A 20,395-nucleotide genomic window follows, 5' to 3' on the forward strand; every position below is an offset into this window, starting at 1 on the left:
GGCCGATTAAAGAATCTGTCAGTAATAACAAATACTTAACTTAACCCACTCCTTGCATGTCCACAGATCAGGTTGTTGCACTTAAAAAAGTATTAAAACCCATACATCTTTGGGCAATTGCAGTAGGTCTGGTTATTTCCGGGGAATATTTTGGATGGAATTATGGCTGGGGAGTTTCGGGAACAATCGGCTTTTTAATAGCCACCCTGCTGGTTACGATCATGTACGTAACTTTTATTTTCAGCTTTACAGAACTTACCACATCGATCCCGCAAGCAGGTGGCCCCTTTTCCTATGCACATCGTGCCTTTGGCTGGTGGGGAGGACTGATAGCCGGCTATGCCACATTAATTGAATTTCTTATTACGCCGCCTGCGATTGCCTTTGCGTTGGGAAGTTACACGCATTTTCTATATCCGAATATTACAGTTCTTGAAACCGCTTTTGCCTGTTATGTTATTTTCATAGCCATTAATATGTTCGGGATTAAAGAATCAGCACTTTTTTCGCTCGTCGTTACCTTATTGGCCGTTGGCGAATTGCTTTTGTACGTGGGAATTGTGGCACCACATTTTTCCTATGAAACATTTGTTACCGATCCTATGCCATTTGGCTGGCAAGGAGTATTTGCCGCTCTTCCTTTTGCAATCTGGTTTTATCTGGCCATAGAAGGCGTTGCGATGGTGGCCGAAGAAGTTGAAGATCCTAAAAGAACCATTTCACTAGGTTACATTTATGGCATACTTACCCTGGTAATTCTGGCACTCGCTGTGATGATTTTTACTGGCGGGGTGGCCAATTGGAAATTGTTAAGCACCATAGATTATCCGCTTCCGGCGGCATTGGGAATTGTATTGGGAAGAGACAACAGCTGGACACAATTATTTGCCAGTTTAGGCTTATTCGGATTAATCGCATCTTTTCACGGAACAATTATCGGATATTCCAGACAGATTTTCGCTCTGGCGAGAAGTGGTTACCTGCCTTCTTTTTTAGGCCGGGTGAATTCCAAATTCCAAACACCACATTGGGCACTTCTCACTGGAGGAATAATCGGATGCGTTGCTTTGAGTTTGGGGACAACGGATCAGGTTATTATCATTGCTGCACTTGGGGCCGTGGTTATGTACATCATTAGTATGGCTGCTTTATTTGCATTGCGTAAAAAAGAACCAAATCTGGAACGCCCGTTTGTTGTTCCTGCTTACCCTTACTTTCCAGCTTTGGCTCTCATTTTATCAGCGATTTGCCTGCTCTCAATTGTTTATTATAACCTGGTTCTTAGTCTGTGGTTCTTCGGTGGACTGTTTATTGTAGCAGGAATATTTATTGCTTCGGGAAAACATAAGAGTTTGAATTGATTTATATGTAACTTGGAAAAAATAGCCCGACTCCGTAGCTCAGCTGGTAGAGCAACAGACTCTTAATCTGTGGGTCCTGAGTTCGAACCTCAGCGGGGTCACCCAACGGATTAAATCAGAAAATGGCTGATTTAATCCGCTTTCGCTACCGCGCAACTCATTGATAATCAAATAAATAATAGATACACCTTCATTGATTCCAGGAGTTCGATGTTTATCTCCGTCAAAAACTAGATTTTCGGGAAAGATCGAACTCACAACTTGCCTTTTTCTTTCTAAATCCGCGTTTTCATAGAGTAAATGTACATTTTCAAGATTTGACAGACATTTGACAAGTAAGTCTGTTACCTCTTTATTCGTTACAGACAACGCTTCAATAGATATCCGAGCTGTAGCCATCCAGCGTCCTTCTTTTTTTGCACGACACGTTCTGTGAAAAGTAGTTAACGCCCATCTATCGTTTTTCACTTCCAGTGCTGCCAAAAGAATGCCAACATCATTGTTATCGGGGACAGATAATTCAATGGCTTGGCGTTCTGCTCCATATTTATTTGTGAGAAAAGGTTCGTGAGCTGGCTAAATCAAGGCCTCCTTGCGATGTATTTTTCATAAAATGAATCTGCTTCCCCCAGGTACTGATTTGCTTCTTGCTGCGACCATTTACCACATAGGGCTTCATAGACATTGGGATAAAAGTCATATGGCACTGGTTTAAAAGAAACCTGCGCAAGTTTAGCAGTAACCAGATTTACTGAAACTGCCCTATAAATCCTGGTTATTCCCAAAAACTGACTAGAAATTAGAAATAATATAAAAGCGACACCAGTAATTGAGTTCCTAACTAAACCAAGAATTCGCCTCCAGGAATATTGACAAATAGGATATAATAGATAAAGGCCAACGATTAATAGTAATGGCATCATTCCACGGAATAGAAAATCGTTTACTTTACCTAGTCGATATAATGGAAGAACTAGAATCAAAATCACTACTACGACAAATGAAGATGAATTTATAAGTGGAAAATCATGCGTCCTCAAATAATGAAATGATAGTAAAAAAGCCAATACATTTATTCCAATATTTACCGAATACTCAGACAAGGTGTTATTAAAATCAGCTTTAAACTGCCATAAAAATCCAGAGACAGGCGTATCATTGTGCGACAAGAAGAAAATAAGTATCGGTAAACAAGTCAAAAAGGGTACAAAAACCCGGCAGATTATATTACGCCATTGTAAATTAAAGTTTGAAATTAAAATTTGCCTTATCCCGAGTATTCCAATCAATATTCCACTTGTAAATGCCGGAAAAACTGCCCACCAAAAACTGAGAGAAATTGGTAATACAATCAAGAAAAAATCAATCTTTTTAATGAAAATATAAGTAAACATTCCCCCAATAATCAGGGTGGGGATAACTTGGTTCGGAACCCAAAAAAGATTCTCTAAAATTGACCAATTTTCTATTCCGAAATCATTCTGTTCATATAATTTTATAGAAAAAGCTCGCAGGACAGTACCAAGAACATGGGAAAAATCCCCAAAGCAAAGAGCCAGGATCACAAAGGAAGCTCTTTTATTTAGCACTACATAAATCCACATTATACCAATGGCAAGCCCTAAGGAAGTCCAGATAAAAATAATTGATTCACTAAAAACACCTGTAATTTTAAATAATATTGCCGGAACCGTATAGTAGCCAAAATAATAAGAAACTACTGCTCCATGTTTAGGAACTCTAACAGGCCAATTATGTGAGGCTAAATCATAAAATTTGGCGTTATGCCCCCAATAATCCAAAGTCTGATAACAAAAGCCGGTCACTCCTGAGAATAAAGTCAGTAATCCTGACAGTAGAACAACAATAAGAATATCTTTATTAGTGATTTTGGAACTGTCATTAAAGTCTATGCTTTTTAGTTCAATATAAAATAAAAAAAGCAAGAGTGCTATTCCGATGATCGCGATTGAAGTATTGGTCCAATTGTAAAAAAATAAAATATTAGGTAGCATTAAATAAAATATGCTCCCTGTTCTTAGGCCTTTAATACTCATTATTTAACGGATAACATTAAAGCAGGTTTCCCTGCAATGGAGGGTTTTGGAAGTAATTCAATTATTTACTCACGTAATTCTTCTATATCTGCCGTTCCGATAATCAGTAAATAGATGCAAAAAAAATGGAAACCATTTTTTTCAAATTGGTTCCGGGTTACTATCCACGAAGCATAAGGATCTATCGCATTTTTTCTATTTTATGACTACACGATTGAAAGATGAAAATGAATTTATAGAAATCCTTTCATTTATATAGGTTGACCAAATAACACCAAGTCATGCACTTGCTATTGACAAACGTACAACAGTTAGTTCAAAAACTGCTTGTCAAAAGTTGCCGCTAAATAAATTCTGACTCAATCTAATATCAAAACTATAATTTTATGTAACTTTTGTTATACATTTCATGATTAAAAAAATGAAGTGGTAAGCCTCAATTAAAAATTATCAGTTTTAATCAATCTCAAACCCTGGTAGAAAAATCTTTTTATGAGTGATTCTATGCCAATGCAATATACAATGCTTAGAAAATCCTCTTCAACATTACTGATATTAGTATTGTTCAGTTTTATTTTCATTCTTAAAAATCATCTGAAAGGAGATTTATATCAAGATGAAAATCACTATTTACCAACCGCTGTTCAATTCAGCAGCCAACCTATTCCATCGCTTCATCTCCTTGAAACCTATGAGCAGTTAAATACTCCGATCCCCTTTATTTTAGGCGGCTGGACGATAAAAGTGTTTGGGGAAAACATTCAAAACCTCAGACTACTTACTTTCTGTCTTAGCTTTATTTTGATATTGATATTTATTTGGACAAGTCCTGACACCACCCCCGTAAGATTTTGGCTAAGCCTATGCGGACTATTGATATTCCCAAATTATTACCTTATCAGTGTATTCTATTACACCGATATTTTTGCTATGTTATTTGTACTTCTGGGGCTTGTTTACTATTTGCGTGGCTCGCATTTGTTTGGAGCCATCTTTTTTATCGCAGCAATTTGCTCTCGTCAGTATATGCTTGCATTTCCGGCTGCTATCGTAGCAGATGGCCTTACAAACAGCCTTAGAAAATCTGCCTCAATTTCCGGTTTCATTAAAAATATTTCATCAAACAAAACCTGGGTATATTATACCATTGCAGTTCTTAGTATTGTTCCATGGATAATTTTGTGGAAAGGGTTCGCACCTAAGGCGTTAATGATAGCTCAACATTACGCACAGAACCAATTAACTGATTACAACCCAGGTTACGTCTTATATGCTGCCGCTATTATTGCATGCTATTATGTGATCCCCGAAGCCATTGCAACAAGAAAAATTCACTACTATATCGCTTATCCAAAATTGCATCCAAATTACTTTTTCACGATGGTATTTGGTATTTCTTTACTCGTATATCTATGTCCGGCGCAACAGGCCTATAATGAATACTTTACCTGGCCCTATCTGGGTTATGTTGATCAATTAATGATCAACATTGGACTAGACGGTGCTCCCAAACAAATTATCTTTGGATTATTGATGCTCATCACTTGCATGCGATTTATTTCTCCCCATATTAATTTGGTAAGCTGGCTTTTCATAATTAATACGTTACTGCTTGGAAAAGCTCAACTTTCATGGGACAAGTACTCTTTACCGCTGATTATGACTTTATGGTTTCTATTGATGTTCGACAAATACTGGTTTTTTTACGTACAAAAACCTGTTGAAGGTAAACACATAGACAAAGGGACATTACATTATTCGTAAGTCACATCACTAAATGAAAATTAGTACGAATTGAACACCTCCTTTATGAAATATATGAAATTGGTCCAAGGAATAACTTTAGATAATACTATACTTTATCTCCTAATACTTTTGCTTGGCTCTTCGGGCGAGGCCTTATCTCAACGATATTTCTCGGTAGTTTTCGATCAACTGCCAAAAGATATGCAATTATATGCTCGTGATAATAATAACATGGCAGAAGTACCCATTTCTGGTGTAATCGAATTGCCCGGATGGAATTACTTTTCAGTAGTTACTTATCGAAATAAGGTAAAAGTAGGCTACACACGATCTGTGTTAAATTATCAGGGCGGGTCAGTAGGTCATTTTAGCACTTCTTCAAGAATAAAGGCTGAGATTGCAGATTATGACTTTGAGGTCTATGCTTCAAAGAGTGAAGGTGATTCGATTCTTGTGGTAAGAAAATCCGAAATTGTCGCAGGAGATTTCTTTCTCATAAGTGGACAGTCCAATGCTGCTGCTACTATATTTGGAGACTGGTCAAGTAAGTACTGCAGAACCTTAGGGCGTTATCCTGACGAGAGCTCTGCAATTGGGAGGGGGGATACGCTATGGATACCCTCTGCCTGGTCATGGACATATGTAGGGGCTTGGGGCCTGGAAATACAACGATCCATTCTTGAAAATGAAGGAATTCCAACATGCGTCATCAACGGTTCCTTACCAGGAGCAAAGCTGAGCGATTTTTTGGTCAGGGACGATAACAACCCTGCTTCTCTCACCCTTTATGGCCTTCTTTTACATAAAGTAAGAGTCGCCAAACCGAAAAGAATCAGAGCTTTCTTTTGGGCGCATGGAGAACAGGAAGTATTTGAAAATATAGACGGTTATGCAGAAGAATATGAACAACTTTTTAAGTTTTGGCAGAAAGATTACCCTATGGTAGAAAAATTTGTCGTGGTCCAGTCTAACATTATAGTGTTAGACAATGGTGTTCCAAATCCAGTGAATGGATCTGTACGTGACTTTCTTAGACGAACAAAGTATCTTTTTCCAAAAACAGATCATTTTGCAGCTGTAGCTGTACCCGGTTACGATGGCGTACATTACGACCGCCCTGGTTATGAGGAGCTTGGCCGCCGTTTATTTCGTTTTTTACGACCTGAACTTTATAATTCATCAGATATTGACAATGTTCAATGTCCAGATATTAAACGGGCTTTTTATTCAAATGCTGAAAAAACTGAAATTACATTAACCTTTGATGAAGGACAAATCTTGACCTGGCCAATGGATACAACCATTACCGGCCAAGATGGAAACCCGTTAATTATGAGTTTAAAAAACTTTTTTTACCTGGACAGCGACGAGACAAATCTTAAAGTTACATCGGGAAGAGTAGATAAGAACAGGGTTATACTCAGTCTGAAAGAACCGGTAAATGCATGGAGGATGAGTTACCTCCCGTCTTTTATTCCCAAAAACCTGCCTCTAATCGTTCCATTCTCCTACAAAATTGGTAGATTTAATGGCCCCTATTTAATAAACAAGAGAGGGCTTGGTGCATTTTCATTTCACAATGTCACAATAAATGAAGGTTTAATCCCGATCACTCTTCAGACCATAAAAACAGATTTTAATACTGTCAATTTATCATGGAAGAAAAATGAACTTGCAGCCGGATATATTCTCGAAAAAAAATTAAAGGGTACTGCTGATTTTCTCACCATAAAATATTTTGATCCTTCCCAATTAAGTTATGAAGATAAAGATGTAAGCAATACCTCAGCTTACATTTATAGAATAAAAGCGTTCAATAGCATCTCTGAAACTGCTTACGCAATTTCAGAGATTGACCTTTCTCCAATCTTAGCAGTTGAACCGGGAATAAAAAATAGATTCTTGAAAACATATCCCAACCCGGTTACCGACTTTTTGAAAATTGACTTTTCCGAGAATTTCACGGGCACTCTTCAAGTATTTAATATCCGAGGTCAGGAGTACTACTTGTCAGAAATAAAAGCTACAAAAAGTTTTGAGTTCAATACAAGTTTTTGGCCAAAAGGAAGCTATATAGTTAATCTAAAAAATGATTTAGGGATTGTCGTTTCCAAAACCATCGTTAAACAATAATTAAGTTAAAAAGCTCTTGAATTATTTGCCTATTCCATAGCGAAAAATACAGTAAATCGCCCTAAACCCGTCTTTCCAATTGATTTTCTTACCTTCTTCGTATGTTCTTCCATAATAAGATATTCCAACTTCATAAATTCGGATTTTAGGCACCTTTGAAATCTTAGCGGTTACCTCAGGTTCAAATCCGAATCTTTTTTCGGTAAGATGAAGACTTTTCAGGATGTCTGTCCTGAAAAGTTTATAGCACGTCTCCATGTCAGTTAAATTCAAATTTGAAAAGATATTACTTAAAGTCGTTAAAAATTTGTTTCCGATAGTATGCCAGAAGAACAATACCCTGTGAGCCTTTCCACCCATAAATCTTGAACCATATACGACATCTGCAAATCCCTTCACTACTGGTAATAATAAAATATTAAATTCGGCGGGGTCATATTCCAGATCAGCGTCCTGAACAATAATATAGTCTCCATTAGCCTTGCTAATTCCAGTATGAAGAGCTGCTCCTTTTCCACGATTAAAATCATGTCGATAATATGCGACGTTCAACTCCGGATTTTCACAAATAAAACTCTTGACAATTTCACCGGTACGATCTGCCGAACAGTCATCGACAACGATTATTTCCGGTTCAAATCCTCCGATTAGTTTAATAGATTTTAATTCATTCAATACTTTTTGGATTGTTTTTTCTTCATTATAACTAGGCACTAATATAGATAATATCATGAGGGGAGAAAAAAATTTAATTTGTAGTCTTAAATTCTACAATAAAGGAATTATTTGTCAGAACCCACTTAGAGTTTATTAAAAAAACTCTAAAGTTATTTTAAGGTTACTTAATTTCAAGTTAAAATAGAATTCTATCGACCATTGGACGGGAAAGCAGCATTCCAATAGTAGGCCTATCCTCACCAGTCTTGAGATGTGAATCAACTGGAGATAGATAGAAGTTTAACTTATCTTATATTGGGAAATAAACTTAGTATTCTTTAATTCAATTACAACAAAACATTTAAGCTTCACATGATAAAAAAGTAAATCAACATAGTAATCAGAATCTCCGACCGGTAATTTTAATTGTTCATATTGAAATATGATCAGCCCGGCAAGCCAAAAAATATTGTAAAACCTGTGTTTTATGCAAGAAACATCGGTTTTTATGTAAAGGATGAATGAACTAATAATCAAACCTTTGCCTTTTCCATAACTTCCACTTGGCTATAAAAAGCCATTTTATCATCAAAATGATTTAAAATGAAGCGAATTCTTGTGCCATACGACTTCTCACCAGCAAGTGAAAAGGCCATTAAATTTGCTATGGAGCTGAGTGATCAAGTCGATGAATTGCTTTTATTAAATGTGATCAATGAAAATAACACTTCCGAAAAGCTTGCTCAGGAACTTCAAGCGATAGAACTAAAATTCCAAAATATGATGACCGCTTATCCTAAAACAGGAGTTGCTTTACATCACAAGGTATTGTCAGGAAAATTTTTACCATCCATCCTAAAAGTTATTGACGACGAAAAAATTGATTTGGTGGTCATGGGAACACATGGCTCCCGTGGGTGGGATGGATTTTTCATGGGTTCCAATATTGAAAAGGTCGTACGAACTTCACCTGTTCCGGTGTTTGCCGTGAGAGGTGAAGCGAATCTCAAATCAATTCATGATATCGTATTTCCATGCAACCTGAAACTTGATCAGCCTGAAATTTTATTAAAAGTGAAAGAACTCCAAAAGCTGTTTCACGCGCGACTTCATTTACTTCATATTAACACAGGAAAATCGCTTAATGAAAAAATGATTCTCAAACTTGAAGATTACGCCATAGGCTATCAGCTTTCAAACTATAAAGTTACAGTAGTAAATGGAGCCAACATAAAAGATGAAATTCTTCAATTTTCCAGAGAGATCAATGCAGATATGATCGCCATGATAACGCATGGAAAACGTGAGCTGCGCCATTTGTTTACTGAAAGTATTACCGCAGATATTGTGAATCATGCCAATATTTTGGTGTGGACCTGCACTAGTTAGAAATTTCCAACATCCATTAAAAATGATTTATGATTCAACCAAATATTATTATTTCAATCAAGGACATCATCCTATGGCCAAACAAGTAAAACTTACAAGCAAAATTCGGGAGGTCAACAGAGAGAAGATATCTATTTTCAGATAAGCCATAATCTAAATAAAAAGACACAAAAAAGTCCTATATTTAAAATAACATCATGTCAGAAACACCCCGCCAAAATACGACTGAGCAGCCTGGCAAACTTGGCATTACAGATTTAAAGACCGGATTATCCAATCAGGAAGCTGACTCACGAATTCAGCAATTTGGCCTGAACGAGTTAGAACAGGTAAAGCCTGAAAGCATCTGGTCTATTCTTTTGCGGCAGGTTAACAGTGTTATCGTTTGGATCCTGGCAGCGGCAGCAGTCGTGTCTTTTTTTCTTGGCGATACCCTCGAAGGTTTTGCGGTGATCGCTGTTATTCTAATCAATGCAATTACCGGTTTTGTACTCGAATACAATGCAAGGCAATCCATGGAAGCATTGCGCAAACTGGACACGACACCAGCCAGGGTGCTTCGTGACAGCAAAATTACTGAGATCCCATCTGAACAAGTAACAATTGGGGATATCCTGATTTTAGAAGCTGGGGATTTAATCCCTGCGGATGCGCTTATTCTGGAAGTCAACCAGCTGACGGTTGACGAATCAGCACTCACAGGGGAGTCCGTCCCTTCTGCAAAAACCACCGATCCTTCTCCCGAAGATGCGCCCCTAGGTGACCGGCACGACCACCTGTTTAAGGGAACTGCCATTACCAATGGCAATGCAAAAGCCGTGGTCACGGCTATCGGCCAGGCCACAGAGCTAGGCAAGATCGCAACGATGGTTCATCAGGCCAAGCGCACGGCTACCCCTTTGGAAGCGAAACTGGATGCTTTGGGAAAAGTGCTGATCTGGGTCACGCTTGGAATGGCGACGTTATTTTTAATCGTTGGTTTTTTAAGAGGACAGGAAATTAAACAGCTGATAGAAACCGCCGTTGCGTTGGCCATTGCAGCCATTCCCGAAGGCATGTCCGTGGTTGCCACTGTTGCGCTGGCTTACGGAATGCTTCGTCTGGCTGAAAAAAAAGTGATTGTAAAACGTCTGTCAGCCGTAGAAACACTAGGCGGAACCAACGTTATTTTTACCGATAAAACCGGGACACTTACGCAAAATAAAATTGAAGTTCATACGCTTCGGGCAGCAGGAAATGATTTTACAGTTCGTCTTAATTCAGACCATGAGGGTGCGCAAACACTTGAAGTCACGAAAGGCGATCAGCAGCTTTTTCATTCACCCGAACTTGAAATCCTTGTCCGAATTGGCGCATTGGTCAATAATGCGCAATTGACTTCAAAAAAATCAGATCGGAAGGAACTTGGCGATCCCGTAGAAGTTGCCCTGCTTTCCTATGCACGGGCTGATGGCATAGATCTGCACAAACTCCATCATGATTACAAACGGCAAGCCGAACAAGCTTTCAGTTCCGACACACGGATGATGGCAACCCTGGATCAGGTCGGAACAGATTATTTTATTGGCGTAAAAGGTGCAGTGGAAGAAGTATCTGCACTTTGTCATTGGAAAAATCAGGAAGAAAGGGATAAAGAACTTGAAGTTTCGGAACGCATGGCAGCCGACGGGCTCCGCACGCTTGCGTTTGCATACCGGCAAACCAGTCAAAAACCGGGAGAAAACTTTACAAAAGACGAGAAACTGACTTATGCAGGACTCATCGGATTTCTGGATCCGCCGCGAAAAGAAGTGATCAAATCGCTAAATGCGTGTCATGACGCAGGTATAAAAGTCATTATGGTTACCGGCGACCATCCGGCTACTTCACTAAAAATCGCTAAACAAGTCAATCTGGTCGGGCCAGATGAGCAGCTGGTGCTCACGGGGAAAGATCTTGAATCATTCGATTTTTCGTCCGCAGATGATCAAAAAAAGATGATGGAATGCCGGGTATTTGCCCGGGTAAATCCGGCACAAAAACTGGATATGATCGATTTTTATCAAAAACAGGGAGACATTGTAGGCATGACGGGAGACGGCGTAAATGACGCTCCTGCATTAAAAAAATCGGATATAGGTATAGCCATGGGACTGCGCGGAACCGCCGTTGCAGCAGAAGCAGCCGATATGGTTTTAAAAGATGATTCCTTCGCATCCATCGTTCACGCGATTGAGCAGGGAAGAGTGATTTTCGAAAATATCAGAAAATTCATTGTCTTTCTTTTGTCCTGTAATATGAGTGAAATTTTTGTAGTCACTTTTGCAGGTTTTCTCAATGTGGGAAGTCCGCTCCTGCCGCTGCAAATCCTTTTCATCAACATTATCACAGACGTTTTTCCGGCACTTGCATTGGGCGTTGGAAAAGACAACAAAAAACTGATGAAATCTCCGCCAAGAGATCCGAAACAGCCTATTTTACAAATAGCAGATTGGAAAAGAATTGTATTTTACGCCCTGGTCATGACTGCCTCCGTGCTGGGTGTTTACTGGTATGCGATTAACCAATTAAAATTAAGCCCCGAAGAAGGAAATACCATCACCTTTTATGCACTTTCGCTTGCACAGCTATTTCATGTATTCAATATGTATTCAGGCAAGCTGCGTTTTTTTAACAACGAAATCACACAGAACAAATTTATCTGGATGGCGCTGGTTTTATGCATCCTCATCATGTTTGTAACCTATTACATCCCATTCTTTCGACAAATACTGTCCCTCCAATTACTCGATATAGAAGCACTGGAACTGATTTTAGCCGCCGGTATTGTTCCTGTTTTGGTGATACAAACGGTGAGAATATTTTTCCCGATAAAATAGTCAAGGTGATTTTCTAACCTGTGATTGATGTAACTTGTAGCAGCACATCTGTAACAATTAGCGGTTAAAATAGCTGCACCTTTATGATTCTTGTTTGCTGATGATCATCAATCCAAACATCATTAACCGATCCTTTATTATGGATAACAAAGCCAGAAATCAAAAAGAAGTTGACACCGAAATGGAGAAATCAAAAGCGCACATCATCGTAGAAATTACAGAATATGTTCCAAACGCCGTGTTAAGCAGGACCATTATAAAGAAGACAACCGGTAATATTACCGTCTCTTCATTTGATACAGGAGAAGAGCTGGCGGAAAAATCATCCGCTTTTGATACATATATTCAGATCATTGACGGATCTGCTGAAATCGTTATTGATGGCAACAAACACAAACTTAAATTAGGTCAGGGAATTATCATTCCGGCTCATACAAGAAATTCCTTTTGCGCCAAAGAACAGTTCAAAATGATCGCGACTGTGATCAAGAGCGGTTATGAATGATTCAAAAAACCATATCTTAACCATCAATGGTGGCTCATCAAGCATCCGGTTTGCTTTTTATAAGACAGATCCGGCTTTTACATTATTGCTTTCCGGAAAACTTGAAAATATAGGAAACAAAACCACCAAACCAGTTTTAACGAATACTGCTTCTGATAAGCCGGAAAGCGTTAAACTTCGGGAGAATACGTATGAACATGCTGCCAGCTTTCTGATCGAAATGTTGGAAAAAAGGCAGGAATTCTCCAACATTTCTGCCATCGGCCACAGGATCGTGCATGGTATGCAGCATACAGATCCACAGGAAATAACACCTGAACTACTTGACTACCTTAAAAAGATCAGCCCTTACGATCCGGAGCATTTACCCGAAGAAATTAAGCTGATCGAGCTGTTCAGCAAACGATATCCCGGTTTAAAACAGGTCGCCTGCTTTGACACATCGTTCCATGCCAACATGCCTGCTGTTGCAAAACGATTGTCTGTTCCGCGGCGGTTTGACGAAAAAGGACTTCAACGTTACGGTTTTCACGGGCTTTCATACGCTTACCTGATGCAGGAACTCGAACGCCTGGCAGGAAAAGAAGCGGCAAACGGGAAGATCATACTGGCACATCTTGGAAACGGCGCAAGTCTGGCAGCGGTATACCAGGGCAAAAGTGTCGATACCAGCATGGGTTTTACACCCGCCTCAGGCGTGATGATGGGGACCCGCAGCGGAGATCTGGATCCGGGTGTGGCCTGGTATATGATGCAATTTGAAAAACTGAGTCCAAAACAATTCAATCATCTGGTCAATCACGAATCCGGACTTTTGGGTATTTCTGAAACCAGTCCGGATATGCGGGAGTTGATGAAATCCGAAAGTACCGACGACCATGCTGCCGAAGCAATCGAACTGTTTTGCTATCAGATAAAAAAATCAATCGGTTCGTTTGCGGCTGTCCTCGGCGGAATTGATACACTTGTTTTTTCGGGAGGGATCGGCGAAAATATTCCGCAGATCCGCAGCCGGATTTGTCAGGATCTTGGCTTTCTCGGTATTGAACTTGACGAAAAACGAAATCAAAAAAATGATCCGATTATTTCAAAGGATACCGGAAAAGTAACAGTCCGGGTGATTGCGACCAACGAAGAATTAATGATCGCCAGGCTCGTCAGCCAGGTTTTGAATTATGGCATTAAACAATAAAATTATGGAAATGGAAGATACCGGTACTGAAGTAAAAACTTTAACACCGGAATTATTACGAAAAATGAATGCTTACTGGCATGCAGCTAACTATTTGTCCGTCGGCCAGATTTACCTATATGGTAATCCGTTACTAAAAGAGCCATTGACACTTGCACATATCAAGCCGCGCCTTTTGGGCCACTGGGGCACCACGCCGGGACTAAATTTTATTTATGTTCATCTCAACCGCATCATCAAACAGTACGACCTGAATATCATCTACGTGACCGGCCCCGGGCATGGCGGCCCAGGATTGGTGGCTAATACATATCTGGAAGGAACTTACAGCGAAGTTTACCCGAATATCAGTCAGGATGAAAAAGGGATGCAGAAACTTTTCAAACAGTTTTCATTTCCGGGCGGCATTCCCAGTCACGTAGCGCCGGAAACACCCGGTTCTATCAACGAAGGAGGAGAACTTGGTTATTCGCTTGTCCATGCATTTGGAGCCGTTTTTGACAATCCGTACCTGATCGCAGCCTGTGTCATCGGTGATGGTGAAGCCGAAACCGGGGCACTGGCAACGAGCTGGCATTCCAATAAATTCCTGAACCCAGTCAATGACGGTGCAGTGATTCCGATCCTTCATTTGAACGGTTATAAAATTGCAAACCCTACCATTTTGGCCAGGATCCCAAAAGAGGAATTGGAGCAGCTTTTCCGCGGATATGGGTATAATCCTTATTTTGTGGAAGGTGATGATCCAGACACCATGCATGAATTGCTGGCCAGAACTTTGGATATCGTGGTGGAAGAAATCCGGCAGATCCAAAGTGATGCGCGGATTTATGGATTTAAAAAGCGACCGGTTTGGCCCATGATTATTTTCCGTACACCAAAAGGATGGACGGGCCCAAAAATAGTAGACGGACTTCAAATCGAAGGCACCTGGCGTGCGCATCAGGTTCCTTTGGCCGAACTGGCCACCAAACCTGAACATGTTCAAATGCTTGAAGCCTGGATGAAAAGCTACAAACCCGAACTGCTTTTTGACGAGAACGGAAAACTGATCGCTGAACTCGCTGAACTTGCACCGAAAGGAAACCGAAGAATGGGTGCCAATCCAAGTGCCAATGGCGGATCGCTTCTTGTGGACTTAAAAATGCCGGATTTTAAAGATCATGCCGTGGCAGTGCCCACGCCTGGAAATATTACTGCGGAAGCGACTTCGGTTATGGGCGAATTTCTAAGGGATGTGATGAAATCAAACTGGCATGAACGCAATTTCAGGATATTCGGGCCGGATGAAACGGCTTCCAACCGCCTTTCGCATTTGTTTGATATTACCGAAAGAACATCCACGGCTGAGATTATTCCGGGCGATAACCAAATTTCCCCTGATGGTCGGGTAATGGAAGTTTTAAGCGAGCACCTTTGTCAGGGTTGGTTGGAAGGATATTTATTAACCGGCAGGCACGGGTTGTTTTCTTGTTACGAAGCATTCATTCACATTGTGGATTCGATGTTCAACCAGCATGCCAAATGGCTTAAAGTTTCCAGAAACCTGCCCTGGCGCAAACCGATCGCCTCGCTGAATTACCTGCTGACCTCGCATGTATGGAGACAAGACCATAATGGAAACAGTCATCAGGATCCTGGCTTTCTGGATGTTGTGGCCAATAAAACTGCGGAAATTGTCCGTATTTATTTGCCACCGGATGCCAATACTTTACTGTCAGTAACAGATCATTGTCTCAGAAGCCGGGATTATATCAATGTAATCGTCGCCGGAAAACAGCCCGAAATGCAGTGGCTCGATATGGATGCCGCGATCAAACATTGCACGGCCGGGCTTGGTATCTGGGAATGGGCCAGTAATGATGAAGGTTTTGAACCCGATGTTGTAATGGCCTGCGCCGGAGATGTACCCACGCTTGAAACGATTGCTGCCGTACAAATTCTCAGGGAACAATTGCCTGAATTGAAAGTACGGGTTATTAATGTGGTGGATCTGATGACACTCCAACCCGAAAGCGAACATCCGCATGGATTAAACGACCGTGATTTCGACATCCTTTTCACCAAAGACAAACCCATTATTTTCGCTTTTCACGGCTATCCGCTGCTGATCCACCGCCTCACCTACCGCCGTACAAACCACAAAAACCTGCACGTGCGTGGTTACAAAGGCGAAGGAACGACCACGACACCGTTTGATATGGTGGTGCTCAATGATCTTGACCGGTTCCATCTGGTGAGCGATGTGATTGACCGCCTGCCTGGTTTGGGTGCCAAAGGTGCTTACGCCAAACAATATCTCCGGGATAAACTGCTGGATCACAAAGCTTACATTAACATTCACGGCGAAGATATGCCCGAAATACTGAACTGGAAATGGAATTTGAGTCCGTCAAACAATTTTATTTAAAACACAACCGTGAAAAAAATACTCGTTACTACTGATTTCTCTGCAGGCTCAAAAGCAGGCCTGCGGTTTGCAATCCAACTGGCATCACAAAGTAAGTTTGTACTCACTTTTTTCCATTCCTATAACATCATGTCGCCCACGGCCTGGACAGCTGCCCGGATCAAGGACTATGAAACAACAGAGACTGAAAAGATTCAGCAAAAACTGGATGTGTTTGTCCAAAAAGTCTATCAGGAGCTTGGAGTTCAGCCTGAACACTGCCAATGCGTGATTAAAAGTTCTGTTTTTGCGCAAAGCAATATCATGGACTATGCCGCTGAGAATCACATTGATTTTATATGCATCAGCACGCGGGGAGCCGGTAAACTGCAAAGACTTCTTGGCACCAATACGGCTAATCTGATCAATAATTCCGAAATCCCTGTCATTGCTGTCCCCTATACGTACAAGTCCAAAAAGATCACGAGTATCCTGTATGCTTCCGACCTTACTAACCTGGATAAAGAACTGGAAATCGTTGCCGCATTTGCCAAGCCCATCAACGCAGAAGTCCAACTGCTTCATTTCAGCACTTTTCTGGAAACACATATCGATCCCAAAAAGATTGAGCAGGCAACAAAAAAATCAGATCACCTGCATATGAAGCTGGATATCAAGTTTTTTGAACCTGCCGAAAGTCTGGTTTCTCAAATTGAAGCAGCCATCACCCGGACGAAACCTTCCATGCTGGTGATGTTTACGGAACATCACAGGTCTTTGTTTGAGAAGCTGTTTTTGTCCAGTAAATCAGCGGAGTATTCTTATGATCCGGCGGTTCCGGTTTTGGTTTTTAATAAGGTGTAGGCAAGAGCAACCAACATAAAGCCACCATTTAGATAACACGAGTTTCAGTTCGTCTGAACCTTGTGTTTAACCCTGTTTGAATAAATAACTTATTTCAGAAAACGGTTAAATGAAGAATTTTACTGTTGTGACCTAATCAGCTAATTTTAAAAAGTTAGCTTCAACGAATAAGTCATGTTCTTTGTCACTGATATCGATACCGGCAGAATAAGGATTAACCAACGTTAAACTCACTTTTTTACCGTTCACTTTGCTTTGGGATGCTTTTTCCATAATTTAAGCCTGTTAAACTTTGTAAAACAACCTTTGCTCTAAGTCAATTCTACTTTATGCTCTTCCATGCGGCCTCAAACGACCAATTGCAAAAACAAGACAGACTTAGAAACCAGACTATTGAATTGACATCGGACACCAATGAATCAAAAGGTTTCGCTGCGAAGGTTCGTATATATAAAGTTATGGACTTTTAGTCAAGTTGTTATGTATCAAAAACAAGCAAAGCTTATCTCACGACTATTGAGCTTCTGTCCTTATCTTCATCATCAGTAATTTAATTGGGCCCCAGTTCCGGGCTGACAATTATAAAATCCAGCACAGCAGCAAGCCCTGAACGTTGGCTACTATGCTGTCGGACAAACCAGTATCATTTACGCTGACTTTTATATCGACAAAATTAGCTCTACCCGACCCCATTTTTCGGAAACTTTTTTTAGGTTGACTTTCGACCTATAACGTTTTTTATGCTGACAACCTGACCTGCATTTTGCGACTGGTTTTGGGCTAGCATTTTGCTGTTAGGTGGACGCGTAGGAATTTTGGGAGACTGTTTTTCGGGGTGGTTTTATTAGCTTGACATGGTAGTCTTGCTGGTCATTCTTTCATAGTTCGACAACAAATACCGTTGATTCACAATCACTTTTAAAACTATATGGCATTCATTTGGTATCGTAGCCCGACAATCGCACAGTAGCCAACAGGTGCATTGGCGTTATGGCAGCAGCAGGTATAAATCTCAACTTTTGTACTACTATCGCACAGCGGCTCCAGCTTGACGAATTGCTCATCAGCAATTTTTCTTAATTTCAACTTTTAGTTATACATTGAGTAGCGGTTCAGGCGAACGAAACTCCGATGACCGCCACAACGCCAATGTTTCAACATTGGCAGAAACTTTTTAGAAACTCTCCTAATATGACAAACAAAATAAAACTATAAGTTTTATGCTAAAATATTTCCTTGACAATTTGAGTTGGATTGTCCCCTCAATTATTGCCATACTGGCTATAGTAGTGCCAATTTATGCCCAGCGAATTAAGAAAAAGAAGAAATCAGATATACCCACCACTCAAATCACTATCATTACTAACTACTCAGAAACAATTATAAGTGTAAAACAAGAGAATACCTCCCTTCAACTTCAGTTAGAAAATAGCAGGCTATTACCTTACAAAGAACAAGGATTTGACACAAATCGACAATTAGAATTTAAAGTTCAGCAATTACTTAAAAATTCTCAGCAAACTAATACAGATTCTGAACTTGAAAATCTAATCAACGAAATTCTGAAAGAAAAGGGAATTTATATTCAGAACTTTTTTAAGTATAAAAAAGAGAATCAAATATTTGATACTTTTTTCCAGACATATCCATTTAAACAAAAAATTCTTAACTTATTAATAAAAACTTACTACAACAGCGAAATTTCTGAACAATTGCAATACAATGCTTCCCTGCTTTGGCTATACATAATGGAAAATGACAGCATCCATTTATTTAATTCCAACCAGCTAAAATTACCTAAACAACTGGATTTAGATATTTCAAAAGAAGAAGCAATTGAATATTTCTGGAATATGGTAAATATTGGATTTAATTACTATACACCAGACAATTTATATATTGAAAATAGAGGTGACTTTAATAAAAAATTTGAAAGTCAGATAAAAGATAAATTAGTAATCACAATACTAAACTATATTAATTGTGGCAATTCACAGATTCAACAAGCTGCCGCATGGAGTCTCGTTTGGTTACTTAATACAAAATACGAAATAAATAAATCTTTATGGAAACCCACAAATGATCAGTTAGAAATCTTATTCGATTCATTTGCCAAATCTAAAAGAGTTCATAGTATAAGGTTATTATTATCAATAATAAACTATTCCTGTTCTCAAACTAATGCGTACAAGGGAAACTTTGCCGTTGATTGTGCTTCTTCTTTAGACAATAATCTACCTACACCAAATTTAATTTATGAGCCAATAAATGAAGAAATATGCAAGATGCTTTATATAAAATATTTAATCTCTTCCGAAGAAATTAAAGGCTTACTAGCTCAACATTTGGCTAATTATGGTTTTAAAGAGCTTTCGGTTGCAAGCAGATTACTTACAAATTGTATGAAAACCAAAGACGATGATTTTATTTTATTTAGCCTGCTCCCATACATTTCGCTGTTGTCAGATAAGAGCTTAGTTAGTTATTCTACAGAATGGTTAAATAGCGATGATAAATTAATTAAGTTTTTTGGATTGTTATTTCAAAAGGCCCTTGAAAAGACTACTAAAGATATTTTAGAAATTATAACCGAAAATAAACACAGCCTTGAAAGTTTAAAACAAGTAGAGGTTACTAATTCATTTGAGTTACAGTTGTTTGAAAAAAGGAAATCAACTGCCTTGTATAATGTTATTAGGCTTATGTATAGACATTGCCATAAACTTACAGCTAATGATACCACAGGGAGAAAAGCTTGGTACATCGTCTTAGTTACACCAGCTAATGAAAAGGTATTTTTAGACGCAATAGATGGGGATGGAACTATTGACTTAGAAAACTATGGCAAAGTTGTTGCTTCAGCATATGGAGATAAAGTGCCTGACAATATTGACGAAATAATCTTCAATAAATATTGCTGACATGCCTTAGCTAAAGCTTCTGCTAACAAATAGGGCTTAAACGCGACGTAGTTTACGGAGTTGCGTTTTAAGCCTCTGTTGAACTGAGGCTTCGGTAGCTGTTTCTATGGGATTTTAATAAAGGGCTGTTGTTCCTGGATAGGAGACTGAGATGGAGAAAATGTCATAATGTACCATAATGCGTGGGCCGTCTAATCGTATTTCAGGCCGAAGTTGGAGGCTACATTGAAGACAACTTTTAAAATAAGTATTTTTTCGCCATTTCACTTTTTTTCGCCAATAGGTTACCAGGCCGGACTTGCGGCTTTTTGTAACGATCAGAA

General features: G+C 39.5%; 14 protein-coding genes and 1 tRNA gene. 11 read left to right on the top strand and 4 right to left on the bottom strand.

The features are described 5' to 3' along the window. Nucleotides 1–56: 56 nt before the first annotated feature. Entirely contained in the window at nt 57–1,361 is a 1,305-nt protein-coding gene (eat, locus tag FDK13_RS15315) for an ethanolamine permease (protein WP_137340873.1), read from the top strand. A gap of 28 nt (nt 1,362–1,389) precedes the next feature. Further along, nucleotides 1,390–1,462 (top strand) — tRNA-Lys (locus tag FDK13_RS15320). A 480-nt stretch (nt 1,463–1,942) separates the two neighbouring features. Here FDK13_RS15320 and FDK13_RS15325 read toward each other — a convergent pair. Further along, nucleotides 1,943–3,418 (bottom strand): hypothetical protein, encoded by a 1,476-nt coding sequence (locus tag FDK13_RS15325; protein ID WP_137340874.1) that lies wholly within the window; start codon nt 3,416–3,418, stop codon nt 1,943–1,945. A 492-nt stretch (nt 3,419–3,910) separates the two neighbouring features. Between FDK13_RS15325 and FDK13_RS15330 the strand changes: the two genes are divergently transcribed. Both FDK13_RS15330 and FDK13_RS15335 read left to right on the top strand, forming a co-directional pair. Continuing rightward, nucleotides 3,911–5,182, top strand: coding sequence for a glycosyltransferase family protein (locus tag FDK13_RS15330; RefSeq protein WP_229216050.1), 1,272 nt, complete (start codon nt 3,911–3,913; stop codon nt 5,180–5,182). A 45-nt stretch (nt 5,183–5,227) separates the two neighbouring features. Next, nucleotides 5,228–7,297, top strand: coding sequence for a T9SS type A sorting domain-containing protein (locus FDK13_RS15335; RefSeq protein ID WP_229216051.1), 2,070 nt, complete (start codon nt 5,228–5,230; stop codon nt 7,295–7,297). A gap of 21 nt (nt 7,298–7,318) precedes the next feature. Here the strand turns inward: FDK13_RS15335 and FDK13_RS15340 are convergent, their stop codons facing one another. Further along, nucleotides 7,319–8,029, bottom strand: coding sequence for a glycosyltransferase family 2 protein (locus FDK13_RS15340; protein ID WP_137340875.1), 711 nt, complete (start codon nt 8,027–8,029; stop codon nt 7,319–7,321). 225 nt (nt 8,030–8,254) lie between these two features. Next, a complete protein-coding gene (locus tag FDK13_RS36630) occupies nt 8,255–8,491 on the bottom strand; it encodes a PDDEXK nuclease domain-containing protein (RefSeq protein WP_220417370.1) in 237 nt (78 codons plus the stop codon). 66 nt (nt 8,492–8,557) lie between these two features. On the opposite strand from FDK13_RS36630, the gene FDK13_RS15350 reads away from it, so the two are divergent. The 6 genes from FDK13_RS15350 to FDK13_RS15375 all read left to right on the top strand — a co-directional run bounded on the left by FDK13_RS15350 (nt 8,558) and on the right by FDK13_RS15375 (nt 17,151). Beyond that, complete coding sequence (locus tag FDK13_RS15350; protein ID WP_137340876.1) at nt 8,558–9,343, top strand: universal stress protein; 786 nt, start codon at nt 8,558–8,560, stop codon at nt 9,341–9,343. Nucleotides 9,344–9,540: 197 nt separating this feature from the next. Next, complete coding sequence (locus FDK13_RS15355; RefSeq protein WP_137340877.1) at nt 9,541–12,201, top strand: cation-translocating P-type ATPase; 2,661 nt, start codon at nt 9,541–9,543, stop codon at nt 12,199–12,201. Nucleotides 12,202–12,340: 139 nt separating this feature from the next. After that, the gene (locus FDK13_RS15360; RefSeq protein ID WP_137340878.1) at nt 12,341–12,706 is read left to right on the top strand and encodes a cupin domain-containing protein; all 366 of its coding nucleotides are present in this window, start codon (nt 12,341–12,343) and stop codon (nt 12,704–12,706) included. Further along, a complete protein-coding gene (locus FDK13_RS15365) occupies nt 12,699–13,898 on the top strand; it encodes an acetate/propionate family kinase (protein WP_137340879.1) in 1,200 nt (399 codons plus the stop codon). The genes FDK13_RS15360 and FDK13_RS15365 overlap by 8 nt, the downstream gene beginning before the upstream one ends. Before the next feature lie 4 nt (nt 13,899–13,902). After that, entirely contained in the window at nt 13,903–16,308 is a 2,406-nt protein-coding gene (locus tag FDK13_RS15370; protein WP_137340880.1) for a phosphoketolase family protein, read from the top strand. A gap of 9 nt (nt 16,309–16,317) precedes the next feature. After that, a complete protein-coding gene (locus tag FDK13_RS15375; RefSeq protein ID WP_137340881.1) occupies nt 16,318–17,151 on the top strand; it encodes a universal stress protein in 834 nt (277 codons plus the stop codon). A 132-nt stretch (nt 17,152–17,283) separates the two neighbouring features. Here FDK13_RS15375 and FDK13_RS35425 read toward each other — a convergent pair whose 3' ends face one another. Continuing rightward, the gene (locus tag FDK13_RS35425) at nt 17,284–17,424 is read right to left on the bottom strand and encodes a hypothetical protein (RefSeq protein WP_170982809.1); all 141 of its coding nucleotides are present in this window, start codon (nt 17,422–17,424) and stop codon (nt 17,284–17,286) included. 947 nt (nt 17,425–18,371) lie between these two features. Here FDK13_RS35425 and FDK13_RS15380 point away from each other — a divergent pair. Then, nucleotides 18,372–20,072, top strand: a complete 1,701-nt coding sequence (locus FDK13_RS15380) for a hypothetical protein (protein WP_137340882.1) — start codon at nt 18,372–18,374, stop codon at nt 20,070–20,072. Nucleotides 20,073–20,395 lie beyond the last annotated feature (323 nt).

The organism is Dyadobacter frigoris, assembly GCF_005280585.1.
GTDB lineage: Bacteria > Bacteroidota > Bacteroidia > Cytophagales > Spirosomataceae > Dyadobacter > Dyadobacter frigoris.

Bases quoted from the DNA above. Each gene is read 5' to 3' on its own strand.
- eat (WP_137340873.1), top strand. From the start codon at position 57: ATGTCCACAGATCAGGTTGTTGCACTTAAAAAAGTATTAAAACCCATA.
- FDK13_RS15325 (WP_137340874.1), bottom strand. From the start codon at position 3,418: ATGAGTATTAAAGGCCTAAGAACAGGGAGCATATTTTATTTAATGCTA.
- FDK13_RS15330 (WP_229216050.1), top strand. From the start codon at position 3,911: ATGAGTGATTCTATGCCAATGCAATATACAATGCTTAGAAAATCCTCT.
- FDK13_RS15335 (WP_229216051.1), top strand. From the start codon at position 5,228: ATGAAATATATGAAATTGGTCCAAGGAATAACTTTAGATAATACTATA.
- FDK13_RS15340 (WP_137340875.1), bottom strand. From the start codon at position 8,029: ATGATATTATCTATATTAGTGCCTAGTTATAATGAAGAAAAAACAATC.
- FDK13_RS15350 (WP_137340876.1), top strand. From the start codon at position 8,558: ATGAAGCGAATTCTTGTGCCATACGACTTCTCACCAGCAAGTGAAAAG.
- FDK13_RS15355 (WP_137340877.1), top strand. From the start codon at position 9,541: ATGTCAGAAACACCCCGCCAAAATACGACTGAGCAGCCTGGCAAACTT.
- FDK13_RS15360 (WP_137340878.1), top strand. From the start codon at position 12,341: ATGGATAACAAAGCCAGAAATCAAAAAGAAGTTGACACCGAAATGGAG.
- FDK13_RS15365 (WP_137340879.1), top strand. From the start codon at position 12,699: ATGAATGATTCAAAAAACCATATCTTAACCATCAATGGTGGCTCATCA.
- FDK13_RS15370 (WP_137340880.1), top strand. From the start codon at position 13,903: ATGGAAATGGAAGATACCGGTACTGAAGTAAAAACTTTAACACCGGAA.
- FDK13_RS35425 (WP_170982809.1), bottom strand. From the start codon at position 17,424: ATGGAAAAAGCATCCCAAAGCAAAGTGAACGGTAAAAAAGTGAGTTTA.
- FDK13_RS15380 (WP_137340882.1), top strand. From the start codon at position 18,372: ATGCTAAAATATTTCCTTGACAATTTGAGTTGGATTGTCCCCTCAATT.